The organism is Rathayibacter sp. VKM Ac-2754, assembly GCF_009807095.1.
In the GTDB taxonomy this organism is placed as follows: Bacteria; Actinomycetota; Actinomycetes; order Actinomycetales; family Microbacteriaceae; genus Rathayibacter.
Map to the genome: position 1 here is coordinate 101251 of NZ_WUCC01000007.1, position 12487 is coordinate 113737.

Here is a 12487-nt window from a genome sequence, read left to right on the forward strand (position 1 = left end):
CATGATCAGCCCCGTCCCGCGAAGCGCCCACCCGCGAGACCGGACCTGGAATGATCGAGGGGTGACCGCGACTCCTGCACCTCCCGCACCCACCGTCCAGACCGAGCAGGCCGCCCCCCACGTGGTCGTCCTGTTCGGCGCGGTCGGCGATCTGTCCCGGCGCAAGCTCATCCCGGGGATGGCGCATCTGGCGCTCTCGTCCCTGGCGCCCGACCTCCAGATCGTCGGCACCTCGCTCGAGGAGCACGACGACGAGTCGTTCCGGGCGTTCGCCAAGCTCGCCTACGACGAGTTCGGCAGCCGCTCGCTGACCCCGGCCCAGTGGGACGAGTTCGCCTCGAAGCTGCGCTACGTGCCCCAGTCGGCCGGCCCCGCGGCGCTGGCCGAGGCGGTCACCGAGGCCGAGAAGGTGCTCGGCCCGGACGTCAGCCGGCTGCACTACCTCAGCGTCCCGCCCAAGGCCGCGCTCTCCGTGGTGCGGATGCTCGCCGAGGCCGGCCTGGTCGAGCGCTCTCGGATCATCATGGAGAAGCCCTTCGGCGTCGACCTCGAGAGCGCGGTGATCCTCAACGCCGAGCTGCACGAGACCTTCGACGAGCAGCAGATCTTCCGGATCGACCACTTCCTCGGCAAGGAGCCGGCGCAGAACATCCTCGCCTTCCGCTTCGCCAACGGCCTCTTCGAGCCGATCTGGAACCGCAACTTCATCGACCACGTGCAGATCGACATCCCCGAGAAGCTCACCCTCGACCGCCGTGCCGAGTTCTACGAGTCGACCGGCGCCTACAAGGACATGGTCGTCACCCACCTCTTCCAGGTGCTCGCCTTCATGGCGATGGAGCCGCCGACGGCCCTCGAGCCCAAGGCGATCAGCGAGGAGAAGAACAAGGTCTTCCGCTCGATGCGGCTGCTCAACCCCGAGAACGTGGTGCGCGGGCAGTACATCGGCTACCGCGAGGAGCCGGGGGTCGCCCCCGACTCCGAGACCGACACCTTCGTCGCGCTCAAGTGCGAGATCGACAACTGGCGCTGGGCCGGCGTGCCGTTCTACCTCCGCACGGGCAAGCGCATGGCGGAGGGGCAGCGCATCATCTCGATCGCGTTCCGCGAGCCGCCGAAGAGCATGTTCCCGCAGGGCTCCGGAGTCGGCGCCCACGGCCCCGACCATCTCACGTTCGACCTGGCCGACGCCTCGAAGGTCTCGCTCTCGTTCTACGGCAAGCGCCCGGGCCCGGGTATGCGCCTCGACAAGCTGAGCATGCAGTTCGCGCTGCAGGAGACGGATCGGGCCGGCGACGCGCTCGAGGCGTACGAGCGTCTCATCCTCGATGCGATGCGCGGCGACCACACGCTGTTCACCACCGCCGAGGGCATCGAGCGCCTCTGGGAGGTGTCGGCGCCGCTGCTGCAGGATCCGCCGCCCGTCCGCCTCTACGCCCCCGGATCCTGGGGCCCGAACGCCATCCACCAGCTGATCGCCCCGCACGCCTGGCGACTCCCGTTCGAGCGAGTCTGGCGCGACAAGCGCTGATCGGGGCAGGCGGCGTGGTGCGCACGGGCGAGGACCGCATCTGGACGGTCCCGAACATCCTCAGCATGGTGCGTCTCGCACTGGTGCCGGTGTTCCTCGTGCTCGTCGTGCAGGGCGAGGACGCCCTGGCGCTGGTGACGCTCGTCGTCTCGAGCCTCACCGACTACCTCGACGGCTGGATCGCGCGCCGCTTCGACCAGATGACGCGCCTCGGCCGCATCCTCGACCCCGCCGCCGATCGGCTCTACATCTTCGCCACCGTCATCGGCCTGGCGTTCCGCGAGCTCGTGCCCTGGTGGCTCGTCGCGGTCCTCGTGGCGCGCGACCTCCTGCTCGTCGTGCTCGCCGTGATCCTCGCGAACCACGGCTACGGACCGCTGCCGGTGCACCACCTGGGCAAGTTCGCGACCTTCTGCCTCTTCTACGCCCTCCCGCTGATCATGCTCGGCCAGGCGTTCCCCGCCATCGCGTCCGCGTCGGCGCCGATCGCCTGGGCGTTCGCGCTGTGGGGAGCGTTCCTCTACTGGTGGGCGGGAATCGTCTACGCGGTGCAGACGCGGGATCTGGTCCGCGGCGCGGGACGAGCGATTCCGGCGTCCGGCGCCCCCTCCGATTCGGATACGCTGGACAGGTAGGAGGTACGTCTTGGTCGAGCCCGTGCGCGGAGAGTCATCCGCAGAACCGCTGAAGTCCGAGTCCGTCGAGCTCTCGACCGACACGACGCTCACGTTCACCGACGACATCGGCGCGCAGCTCGCTGCGCTCGACAACCGCGCGTCCCGCGAGGAGGCCGAGGCGGTGGGCGCCCTGCCCTCGGGATCGGCGCTCCTGGTCGTCCGCCGCGGTCCCAACACGGGTGCGCGGTTCCTTCTCGACACCGACTCCACGACCGTCGGCCGCCACCCCGATGCGGGCATCTTCCTCGACGACGTCACCGTCTCCCGCCGCCACGCGGAGTTCGTCCGCCGCGGCACGTCCTTCGAGGTCCGCGATCTCGGCTCGCTCAACGGGACCTACTTCGACGGAGTGCGGATCGAGTCCGCACTCCTCACCGACGGCTCCGAGGTCCAGGTCGGCAAGTTCCGCCTCACCTTCTACGCGTCCCGCGCCGACCTCGTCGCCGCTCCGGACGCGTAGACCGTGGGTCGTTCCACCGCGCGGGCCGTCCCGCCGGGCTCGACCGCCCTGCTGGGCATCGGTCAGGTCCTGGCCCGGCTGACGTCCGAGTTCCCCGACGTCACGCCGTCCAAGCTCCGCTTCCTCGAGGAGCAGGGCCTCGTCTCCCCGGCGCGCACCGACTCCGGCTACCGCAAGTTCTCCTCGGCCGACGTCGAGCGTCTGCGGATGATCCTCGCGCTGCAGCGCGACCACTACCTGCCGCTCAAGGTGATCCGCGGCTATCTCGACGACGTCGACGCCGGTCGCGAGCCGTCTCTGCCCGCCGGTGTCGGCGGTGGTCCCGCGTCGCTGCTCGCCCCTGCCACCCGTCTCACCCGCGACCGGCTGGCGGCCGAGTCGGGTGCGAGCGGCGCCCTCGTGCAGGAGGCGATCGCGGTCGGTCTCGTGCGCGGCGGCGAGTTCTTCGGCGACGAGGCGGTGACGACGCTCAAGGCGCTCGTCGAGCTCGGCCGCTCGGGGATCGAGCCGCGGCACCTCCGACCCCTGCGTGTCGCGGTGGAGCGCGAGATGTCCCTCATCGAGAGCGTCGTGGCCTCGAGCGCTCGACGCCAGGACGCGTCGGGAGCGGTCGGTGCCGCCGAGAACGCGATGGCGCTCGCCTCGCAGCTCGGCACGATCCGCGGCGCCATGGTGCGCAGCGCCCTCGGTCGACTCTCGCGCTCGTGACGTGCGCCGGGCCGTCGCCCAGCGGCGAATGCGCGCGAAGGACGCGACACGCCTGCGCCCTCGGCCGGATGTCGTTTACTCGGCAGCCCCCGGTCGGTACCGTAGGGAGCGCGTTCGGAGGATCCGGCGATCGGAACCGAGAGGCGACAGAATGAGAGAAGTCAGCCGCGACTCACGCGGCCAGCGCGACCTCGTCCTGTTCACCGACGGGCTGCCCGATCTCGATGCGCACGCCGGCTACCGCGGCGCCGTCGCCGCCCGGGCCGCCGGGATCACCTACCGCCAGCTCGACTACTGGGCCCGCACCGAGCTCGTCGCTCCGACCGTGCGCGGTGCCTCGGGCTCGGGGACGCAGCGCCTCTACGGCTTCCGCGACATCCTCGTGCTCAAGCTGGTCAAGCGCCTGCTCGACACCGGCATCTCGCTCCAGCAGATCCGCACGGCGGTCAACCAGCTCCGCGAGTCCGGCGTCGACGATCTCGCCCAGACCACGCTGATGAGCGACGGAGCGAGCGTCTACCTCTGCACCTCCAACGACGAGGTCATCGACCTCCTCAGCCGCGGCCAGGGCGTCTTCGGCATCGCCGTCGGCAAGGTCCTCCGCGAGGTCGAGTCCAGCCTCGTCGACCTCGACCCCCAGACCCTCGACCCCCTGGACGAGCTGGCCCAGCGCCGCGCCTCCCGCAAGGTCGGCTGACCCGCCCGTCCGGCCTGCACCGTCCGCCCCTCTGCAGCGGCGCCCGAGCATGCTCCTGCCCCTCTGCAGCGGACTCGAGCATGCCGAGCATGCTCCAGCCCCTCTGCAGCGGGGCCCGAGCGTGCCGAGCATGCTGGTCGAGTAGCCGCCGCAGGCGGCGTATCGAGACCCGTCTCCCTACGAACTCCGGGCACCCACAAGCCCCTCATGGGCAACGAGGGAACCCCGGCCCGTCGAGGGATCCAGCCCTTGCGGGCGGCCTCGACGGTCCGCGGTTCCCTCGGTCCGTCCCGCGGCTACTTCGCCGCCGGGACCTGCTCGCCGATGCGGCCGGTGCGGATGACGCGGTCGAGCAGGAGGTCGAAGTTGTGCGCCATCTCCTGCGCGCTCTCACCCGGCCACACGTGCACCGGCTTCGCAGCGCCCTGCGCCTGCTGCAGCGAGGTGCGCTCCGGCAGCTGCGGGCTCAGCACGAGCGGCCCGAACATGTCGCGCAGCTCCTTGATCCGGAACTGGTGCTCGAGCGACTGCACGCGAGCGCGGTTGACGATGATGCCGAGCGGCTGGAGGCGCGGGCTGAGTCCGCGGCGGATCTCCTCGATCGCGCGGAGCGCGCGGTCGGCGGCGGCGACCGAGAAGAGTCCCGGCTCGGTGACGACGGCGACGCGGTCGCTGGCGGCCCAGGCCGTGCGGGTGAGCGCGTTGAGCGACGGGGCGCAGTCGATGAGCACCAGGTCGTAGTCGGCCTCGACGCTCGCCAGCGCCTCCTCGAGCTTCCAGATGTCGCGGATGCTGGGGTGCGGGCCGTCGAAGTTGATCGCCGAGGGGCTGCCGATCAGGACGTCGATCGTGCCGTGGTGCTCCTTCGTCCAGCCGGAGGGGGCGATCGCCGAGCGGACGATCTTCTCCTTGGGCGACGTCAGGACGTCCGCGATGTTCAGATGACCGGCGACGTTGATGTCCATGCCGGTCGAGACGTCGGACTGCGGATCGAGGTCGACGACCAGCGTTCGCAGACCCTTCGAGAACGCCGCGGAGGCGAGGCCGAGGGTCACCGTCGTCTTGCCGACGCCGCCCTTGAGGGAGCTCACGCTGAGTACATGCATGGCTGACTACTTTACGTTCACTAGGGTGGAGAACCTAACCGTTCCCTGCGCGCCTGCCCGGCCCGGGATGCGGAGGCGGGAATCGCACGGTCGCGACTCCGGCTCCCTCGTCGCTCGCGGAGGACCCACCCGAAGGACTGCCATGTTCTCGAAGATCCTTGTGGCCAACCGCGGCGAGATCGCGATCCGGGCGTTCCGCGCGGCGTACGAGCTCGGCGCCCGCACGGTGGCGGTGTACCCCTACGAGGACCGCAACTCGATGCACCGGCTGAAGGCCGACGAGGCGTACCAGATCGGCGAGCGGGGCCACCCGGTGCGCGCCTACCTCGATGTGGCCGAGATCGTCCGGGTCGCCCGCGAGAGCGGCGCCGACGCGATCTACCCGGGCTACGGCTTCCTCTCCGAGAACCCCGAGCTCGCGCGCGCCGCCGCCGAGGCCGGCATCGCCTTCATCGGTCCGCCCGCTCGGGTGCTCGAGATGGCGGGCAACAAGGTCACCGCGAAGGAGCATGCGACCGCGGCCGGCGTCCCCGTCCTCCGCTCCACCCCCGCCTCGCGCGACGTCGACGAGCTGATCGCCGGCGCCGAGGCGATCGGCTTCCCGATCTTCGCCAAGGCGGTCGCGGGCGGCGGCGGTCGCGGCATGCGGAGGGTCGCGACGGCCGAGGAGCTGCGTCCCGCGCTCGAGGCGGCCATGCGCGAGGCCGACAGCGCCTTCGGCGACCCGACGATGTTCCTCGAGCAGGCCGTGGTCCGGCCCCGCCACATCGAGGTGCAGATCCTCGCCGATGCGACCGGCGAGACCGTGCACCTCTTCGAGCGCGACTGCTCGGTGCAGCGGCGGCACCAGAAGGTGGTCGAGATCGCTCCGGCGCCGAACCTCGACGAGGCCACGCGCCAGGCGATGCACCGCGACGCCATCGCCTTCGCCCGCTCGATCGGCTACGAGAACGCGGGGACGGTGGAGTTCCTCCTGGACACCGCGGGGGAGCGGGCGGGCGAGCACGTCTTCATCGAGATGAACCCGCGCATCCAGGTCGAGCACACCGTGACGGAGGAGGTCACCGACGTCGATCTCGTCGCGAGCCAGATGCGCATCGCCTCGGGTCAGACCCTCGTCGAGCTCGGGCTGACGCAGGGCGAGCTGCGTCTGCACGGGGCGGCGCTGCAGTGCCGCATCACCACCGAGGACCCGTCGGCGGGCTTCCGGCCCGACACCGGCAAGATCACCACCTACCGCTCGCCCGGCGGCGGCGGCATCCGCCTCGACGGCGGCACGATCAATCCGGGCGCGCAGATCAGCCCGCACTTCGACTCGATGCTGGCCAAGCTGACCTGCCGCGGACGCGACTTCCCGGCCGCCGTCGGCCGTGCCAAGCGCGCACTGGCCGAGTTCCGGATCCGCGGCGTCTCGACCAACATCCCGTTCCTGCAGGCCGTGCTCGATGATCCCGCGTTCGCCGTCGGCGACCTGAGCACCTCGTTCATCGACGAGCGCCCCCAGCTCCTCGCGGGCAGGGAGTCGCGCGACCGCGGGACGAAGCTGCTCACCTGGCTCGCCGAGGTGACGGTCAACCAGCCGAACGGCCCGAGGCCAGACGGTCTCCCGCCGGTCGAGAAGCTGCCGCGCGTCGACACGGCGGCGCCGGCTCCGGAGGGGTCGCGCCAGCGCCTCCTCGAGCTCGGCCCGGTCGGGTTCGCCGCGGCGCTGCGCGCCCAGACCGCTCTGGCGGTGACCGACACCACGTTCCGCGACGCGCACCAGTCGCTGCTCGCGACGCGGGTGCGCTCGCGCGACCTGCTCGCCGTGGCGCCCGCGGTCGCGCGCCTGACTCCGGAGCTGCTCTCGGTCGAAGCCTGGGGCGGCGCGACCTACGACGTCGCCCTGCGCTTCCTCGGCGAGGACCCGTGGGCGCGGCTGGCCTCCCTGCGCGAGGCGCTGCCGAACGTCGCGATCCAGATGCTGCTGCGCGGCCGCAACACGGTCGGGTACACGCCGTACCCGACGGAGGTGACCGACGCCTTCGTCCGCGAGGCCGACGCGACCGGTGTCGACGTCTTCCGGATCTTCGACGCGCTCAACGACGTGTCGCAGATGCGGCCGGCCATCGACGCCGTCCTGGCGACCGGCAGCACCGTCGCCGAGGTCGCCGTCTGCTACACGGGCGACCTTCTCGATCCCGCCGAGGACCTGTACACCCTCGACTACTACCTGCGGCTCGCCGAGCAGATCGTCGAGGCGGGAGCGCACGTCCTCGCCGTCAAGGACATGGCGGGGCTGCTGCGGCCGTACGCCGCGTCGAGGCTGGTCTCGGCGCTGCGCGAGCGCTTCGACCTCCCGGTGCACGTGCACACGCACGACACCCCCGGCGGTCAGCTGGCGACGCTCCTCGCCGCGGCCGAGGCCGGCGCCGACGCGGTCGACGCCGCCTCCGCTCCGATGGCGGGCACCACCAGCCAGCCGTCGCTGTCGGCCCTCGTCGCCGCCCTCGCGCACACCCCGCGCGACACCGGGCTGAGCCTCGCCGCCGTCTCCGACCTCGAGCCCTACTGGGAGGCCGTCCGGGCGCTGTACCGGCCGTTCGAGTCCGGGCTGCCCGGGCCGACCGGCCGCGTGTACCGGCACGAGATCCCCGGCGGCCAGCTCTCGAACCTGCGCCAGCAGGCCATCGCGCTGGGGCTCGCCGACCGCTTCGAGGTCGTCGAGGACCTCTACGCGGCGGCCGACCGCATCCTGGGTCGTGTGCCGAAGGTCACTCCGTCGTCGAAGGTCGTCGGCGACCTGGCGCTGCACCTCGCGGCGGTCGACGCCGACCCGGCCGACTTCGCCGAGAACCCGCAGAACTACGACATCCCCGACTCCGTCGTCGGCTTCATGGCGGGCGAGCTGGGCGAGCTGCCCGGCGGCTGGCCCGAGCCGTTCCGCTCGCGCGTGCTCGAGGGTCGCGACATCCGGATCGGCGTGACAGAGGTGTCGGCCGAGGACGCCGCCGTGCTCGCCGGAGACGACTCCGCCGCCCGTCGCGCGACGCTCAACCGGCTGCTCTTCCCCGGCCCGGCGAAGCAGTTCGAGCAGGTGCGCGAGACCTACGGCGACGTGTCGGCGCTCGACACCGCCGACTACCTCTACGGGCTCCGCCAGGGCGAGGAGCACGTCGTCGAGATCGCCAGGGGCGTGCGGCTGTTCGTGGGCCTGGAGGCGATCGGCGATGCCGACGACCGGGGCATGCGGACCGTGATGACCACGCTGAACGGTCAGCTCCGCCCCGTCTTCGTGCGGGACGCGACGATCACCGTCGACACCGTCAGCGCCGAGCGGGCCGACCGCTCCGATCCGGGGCAGGTCGCGGCGCCGTTCGCCGGAGTCGTGACCCTCAAGGTCGCGGTGGGCGACCGGATCGAGGCGGGCTCGGCGGTCGCCACGATCGAGGCGATGAAGATGGAGGCGGCGATCACCTCCTCCGTCGGCGGAGTCGTGCGGCGCCTGGCCGTCCCCGCCACGCAGCAGGTCGACGCGGGCGACCTGCTCGTCGTCGTGGACCCGTCCTAGCAGGACTTCTCGACCGGGCTCCAGCCCAGGGGGCCGCCACGAGGCCCTCGGTAGACTGACCGCAAGCGGAAGGAGGCTCGTTCGCATGGATGAGCGCAACGACGAACAGCCCGACACCGGCCCCACGCCCCGCACCGCGCTCGACGCGGCTCGGGAGTCGGCGCAGTACGTGCCGCGGGCGAGCGACACGGCTCCGACGCGCATCCCGGACGGTATCCGCCTCGATCCGCCGCCGATGCGCCGCTCGAGTGCGCCCCCGCCCGTCGAGGACGAGTCGATCGACGTCGGCACGCTGGGCATCCCGACGACTCGCTCGGTCGACGTCGTCCCGGCTCCGGTCGATGCGCCGGCTCCGGCGGACGTGCCGGGAGCGATCCGGCCCGTCTCGGCCGGGTACCCGTCGCGCGACGACGTCTCGGTCCTCCCCGAGGACACGGGCGAGCGTCCGCGCGGCCGCGGCGAGAGTCGCGAGCCCGAGCCCTCCGAGGCGGAGACAGCCCGGGGCGAGACCCGCCGCGACCGCCTCCGCGCCGAGCACGGCGGCCCGGGGACAGGCGCTCCCGAGTCATCGTCGATGCTCACCCCCGACCGCCTGCTCGAGGTCAACCGCAAGACGCGCCCCGCACCGACCGGGGGCTGGAACCGCTTCGTCTACGGGCTCACGTTCCACGCGGTCAACCTCGGCGACTCCGCCAAGGTGCAGGCCTGGAAGGCGATGGACGAGCGGATCGGCCGCCAGTTCGAGGGCGGCACGCGCTTCGTCCCTGTGATGACCCGCAAGGGCGGCGTCGGCAAGACCACCGTGACGACCCTCCTCGGCATGGCCCTCGCCGACGCGCGGGAGGACCGCATCATCGCGGTCGACGCCAACCCCGACCGCGGCACGCTCGCCGAGCGCGTCCCGAAGCAGACGCGCTCCACCGTCCGCGACGTCGTCAACCGCGCCTCCGGAGTCACCGGGTTCACCGACTTCTCGACGATGGTGTCGCGTGACGAGACGCGTCTCGACGTGCTCGCCTCCGACACCGACCCGCAGCTGTCCGAGGCCTTCGACGAGGACGACTACAACATCGTCGCCGATCTCGTCGAGCGCTTCTACTCGATCATGCTCACCGACTGCGGCACGGGCATCGTGCACTCGGTCATGCGCCCCACCCTGCAGCGCGCCGACACCGTCGTGATCGTCTCCGGCGGCAGCATCGACGAGGCCCGTCTCGCCTCCGAGACGCTGACCTGGCTCGACGCCAACGGCCACGGCGACCTGGTCAAGAACGCGGTCGTCGCGCTCAACACGGCGACCGACAGCGCCAGCCTGGTGAAGCTCGAGGAGATCGAGTCGCACTTCCGGTCGCGGGTGCGCGACATCGTCCGCATCCCCTACGACCCGGTGCTCGCCGCAGGTTCCGTGGTGAAGTGGCAGCAGCTGCGCCCCGCGACGAAGGAGGCCGCTCGCCGGCTCGCCGCGCTGGTCGTCGAGGGCATGCCGGTTCGACGTGCCTGAGGCCGTCGTCGCAGAGCCGATCGACGCCGAGGTGATCGACGCTCCTGAGGCGTTCGACCTGATCGTCATCGGCGCAGGTTCGGGCAACTCCATCGTCGGGCCCGAGTTCGCCGGATCCCGCGTCGCCCTGCTCGACGACGGCGAGTGGTTCGGCGGGACGTGCCTCAACGCGGGCTGCATCCCGACGAAGATGTTCGTGCACGTCGCCGACGTGGTCACCGACGTCGACCAGGCCGCGCCGATCGGACTGCACTCCTCCGTCGCTCGCCCGAGCTGGCCAGAGGTGCGCGACCGCGTCTTCGGGCGGACCGACGCGATCAGCGAGGGCGGCCTCGACTACCGGGCGCACCGCTCCGAGAACGTCACCCTTTTCCGCGAGAGCTTCGGCTTCGAGTCCCTCGGCGACGGCGACCGCCCCCACGTCCTGGCGAGCGCGAGCGGCACGCGCATCAGCGCGCCGACCGTCGTCATCGCCGCGGGGTCCCGGCCGCGGCCGCTGCTGGCCGCGTACGAGCCCGACCCGCGGATCCACGACTCGTCGTCGATCATGCGCATCGACGAGCTGCCCCGGCGCATGGTGATCCTCGGAGGCGGCGCCGTCGCCGTCGAGTTCGCCCACGTCTTCTCGGCGTTCGGCACCGCGGTGACCGTCGCCGTTCGGAGCGACCGCCTCCTCCGCGCACTCGACGAGGGGATCTCGCAGCGCTTCACCGACCTCGCGCGCGAGCGCTGGGACGTCCGGACCGGGGTCTCGACCTCTGGCATCGACGCGACCGGCGACTCCCTCACCGTGACCTTCGACGACGACTCGAAGGTCGAGACCGACGTCGTGCTGGTCGCCCTCGGGCGCGAGCCCAACAGCGACACCATCGCGGCCGCCTCCGTCGGGATCGACCTGCACGACGACGGCCGCGTCGCGGTCGACACCGAGCAGAGGGTCCTCTCGGGCGGTCGCCCGGTGCCCGGTCTCTTCGCGCTCGGCGACATCTCGTCCGAATGGCAGTTGAAGCACGTCGCGAACCACGAGGCGCGGATCGTCGCGCACAACCTGCTGCACCCGGCCGAGCTGCTTTCGAACACGCTCTCGCCGGTGCCGTCAGCGATCTTCGCGCATCCGCAGCTGGCCTACTTCGGCATGACGGCGGCGGAGGCGTCGGACACGGGCGTCGAGTTCGTGACGGTCACGCAGGAGTACGGCTCGACCGCGTACGGCTGGGCTCTCGAGGACGACTCGAGCGTGTGCACCCTGGTCGTCGGACTCGACGGCGAGCTGCTCGGCGCCCACCTGATGGGTCCGCAGGCGAGTATCCTCATTCAGCCGCTCGTCCAGGCCGCCAGCGCCGGAGCCGGCATCCGCGGACTCGCCCGCAGCCAGTACTGGCCGCACCCCGCGGCGAGCGAAGTCATCGAGAACGCCCTCCTGTCGGCGGAGGAGGCCCTGAGGGAGCGCACCACATGACCGAACGCCAGATCCGACTCTTCGGGGACCCGGTGCTGAAGACCGTGTCCGACCCGATCGGCGAGATCGACGACGGCATCCGCGGTCTCGTCGAGGACCTCGTCGACAGCGTCCGGCCCGACGGCCGCGCCGGCGTCGCAGCTCCCCAGATCGGCGTGAACCTCCGTGCGTTCAGCTACAACGTGGACGGCGTCATCGGCTACATCCTCAACCCCGAGATCGTCGAGCTCAGCGGCGAGCCCCAGCCCGTCGACGAGGGCTGCCTCTCGGTCCCCAACCTCTGGTACCCCGCGGTCCGCTACCCCCACGCGAAGGTGCGCGGCACCGACCTCGACGGCAACGAGGTCGTCCTCGAGGGCGACGGGCTGATGGCCCAGGCCCTCCAGCACGAGTGCGACCACCTCGACGGCCGCCTCTACCTCGACCGCCTCTCGAAGGACGACCGCCGGAGCGCGATGAAGTCCGTACGAGAGCAACCGTGGTTCTGAACCACCTCTGAGCCGCTCCCCGCGCGGCTCAGCGCAGTCGGCTTCCGAGGATGGTTGCGTCCCAGAGAGCGTCCGGCGTTCGCCGACGGGAAAGCGCTGACACGCGCTTTCCCGGCTACGCGGTTCCTCCTTCTGAGCCGGAGGCCGGCTCAGCGCAGTCGGCTTCCGAGGATGGTTGCGTCCCAGAAAGCGTCCGGCGTTCGCCGACGGGAAAGCGCTGACACGCGCTTTCCCGGCTACGGCTCGAGGACGCCGGGAATCTGCAGGCTGACCGTCGCAGGAGCGGGGTTCGCAGCCTGCTGATCGAGTA

At 71.4% G+C, this 12487-nt stretch carries 10 protein-coding genes; 9 read left to right on the top strand and 1 reads right to left on the bottom strand.

Annotation, left to right across the window (positions count from 1 at the left end):
• The first annotated feature begins 61 nt into the window (after positions 1-61).
• The 5 genes from zwf to GRS92_RS13245 all read left to right on the top strand — a co-directional run bounded on the left by zwf (position 62) and on the right by GRS92_RS13245 (position 4073).
• Entirely contained in the window at positions 62-1531 is a 1470-nt protein-coding gene (gene zwf / locus GRS92_RS13225) for a glucose-6-phosphate dehydrogenase (RefSeq protein ID WP_235022020.1), read from the top strand.
• Between the two features lie 17 nt (positions 1532-1548).
• On the top strand, positions 1549-2166 hold the full coding sequence (locus tag GRS92_RS13230) for a CDP-alcohol phosphatidyltransferase family protein (protein ID WP_268817148.1): 618 nt from the start codon (positions 1549-1551) through the stop codon (positions 2164-2166).
• Positions 2167-2188: 22 nt separating this feature from the next.
• On the top strand, positions 2189-2668 hold the full coding sequence (locus GRS92_RS13235; protein WP_159857291.1) for an FHA domain-containing protein: 480 nt from the start codon (positions 2189-2191) through the stop codon (positions 2666-2668).
• A gap of 3 nt (positions 2669-2671) precedes the next feature.
• Positions 2672-3376, top strand: a complete 705-nt coding sequence (gene ftsR / locus GRS92_RS13240) for a transcriptional regulator FtsR (protein WP_159857127.1) — start codon at positions 2672-2674, stop codon at positions 3374-3376.
• A gap of 151 nt (positions 3377-3527) precedes the next feature.
• A complete protein-coding gene (locus GRS92_RS13245; RefSeq protein WP_159857129.1) occupies positions 3528-4073 on the top strand; it encodes a MerR family transcriptional regulator in 546 nt (181 codons plus the stop codon).
• A 296-nt stretch (positions 4074-4369) separates the two neighbouring features.
• Here the strand turns inward: GRS92_RS13245 and GRS92_RS13250 are convergent, their stop codons facing one another.
• Complete coding sequence (locus GRS92_RS13250; RefSeq protein ID WP_097166986.1) at positions 4370-5179, bottom strand: ParA family protein; 810 nt, start codon at positions 5177-5179, stop codon at positions 4370-4372.
• Between the two features lie 142 nt (positions 5180-5321).
• Here GRS92_RS13250 and GRS92_RS13255 point away from each other — a divergent pair, with 142 nt between their 5' ends.
• The 4 genes from GRS92_RS13255 (at position 5322) to def (ending at position 12177) form a co-directional block, all read left to right on the top strand.
• The gene (locus GRS92_RS13255) at positions 5322-8729 is read left to right on the top strand and encodes a pyruvate carboxylase (protein WP_159857131.1); all 3408 of its coding nucleotides are present in this window, start codon (positions 5322-5324) and stop codon (positions 8727-8729) included.
• A gap of 85 nt (positions 8730-8814) precedes the next feature.
• Positions 8815-10230, top strand: a complete 1416-nt coding sequence (locus GRS92_RS13260; protein WP_235022021.1) for a MinD/ParA family ATP-binding protein — start codon at positions 8815-8817, stop codon at positions 10228-10230.
• Entirely contained in the window at positions 10223-11689 is a 1467-nt protein-coding gene (locus GRS92_RS13265; RefSeq protein WP_235022022.1) for a mycothione reductase, read from the top strand. Before GRS92_RS13260 ends, GRS92_RS13265 begins: the two co-directional genes overlap by 8 nt.
• Positions 11686-12177 carry a peptide deformylase gene (gene def, locus GRS92_RS13270; protein WP_159857133.1) on the top strand — a complete coding sequence of 164 codons (492 nt, stop codon included), beginning with the start codon at positions 11686-11688 and terminating at the stop codon, positions 12175-12177. Before GRS92_RS13265 ends, def begins: the two co-directional genes overlap by 4 nt.
• Positions 12178-12487 lie beyond the last annotated feature (310 nt).

Excerpts from the sequence above, each read along its gene's own strand:
- GRS92_RS13250 (WP_097166986.1), bottom strand. The coding sequence starts at position 5,179 with ATGCATGTACTCAGCGTGAGCTCCCTCAAGGGCGGCGTCGGCAAGACG.
- GRS92_RS13260 (WP_235022021.1), top strand. The coding sequence starts at position 8,815 with ATGGATGAGCGCAACGACGAACAGCCCGACACCGGCCCCACGCCCCGC.
- GRS92_RS13255 (WP_159857131.1), top strand. The coding sequence starts at position 5,322 with ATGTTCTCGAAGATCCTTGTGGCCAACCGCGGCGAGATCGCGATCCGG.
- GRS92_RS13245 (WP_159857129.1), top strand. The coding sequence starts at position 3,528 with ATGAGAGAAGTCAGCCGCGACTCACGCGGCCAGCGCGACCTCGTCCTG.
- def (WP_159857133.1), top strand. The coding sequence starts at position 11,686 with ATGACCGAACGCCAGATCCGACTCTTCGGGGACCCGGTGCTGAAGACC.